A 457-nucleotide genomic window follows, 5' to 3' on the forward strand; every position below is an offset into this window, starting at 1 on the left:
CCCGTCGGCGACGAGGTCGGAGACGAGTTCGAGCGTGCGCACTTGGTGGTTGATGTCGAGGCTGGCGGTCGGTTCGTCGAGGAGCAGGACGGGCGTCTCCTGTGCAAGCGCGCGAGCGATGAGGACGCGCTGGCGCTCGCCGCCGCTGACTTCCGTGACGGGCCGGTCGGCGAGCGACTCGACGGCGGTCCGGCGCATGGCTGACTCGACGGCCTCGTCGTCGCGCTCGCGCCAGCCCTCGAAGCGCCCGCGGTGGGGCGTGCGGCCCATCCTGACGACCTCGCGGACGGGGAAGTCGAAGGTGACGCTCGTGGTCTGCGGGACCGTCGCCACGAGCCTGCTCGTCGCCTTCGACGACAGGGCGTGGACATCCTCCCCGACGACGCGGACCGCGCCCTCGTCGGACGCGAGCGCGCCGTTGAGCGTCCGAAGCAACGTCGTCTTCCCCGCGCCGTTG

General features: G+C 72.2%; 1 protein-coding gene. It reads right to left on the bottom strand.

Annotation, left to right across the window (positions count from 1 at the left end; genetic code table 11):
- The coding region (locus tag DVK00_RS20910) for an ABC transporter ATP-binding protein (RefSeq protein WP_121578521.1) at window positions 1–457 on the bottom strand (457 nt) is incomplete at both ends.

Origin of the sequence: Haloarcula sp. Atlit-47R (assembly GCF_003665985.1) — an archaeon.
GTDB lineage: Archaea > Halobacteriota > Halobacteria > Halobacteriales > Haloarculaceae > Haloarcula > Haloarcula taiwanensis.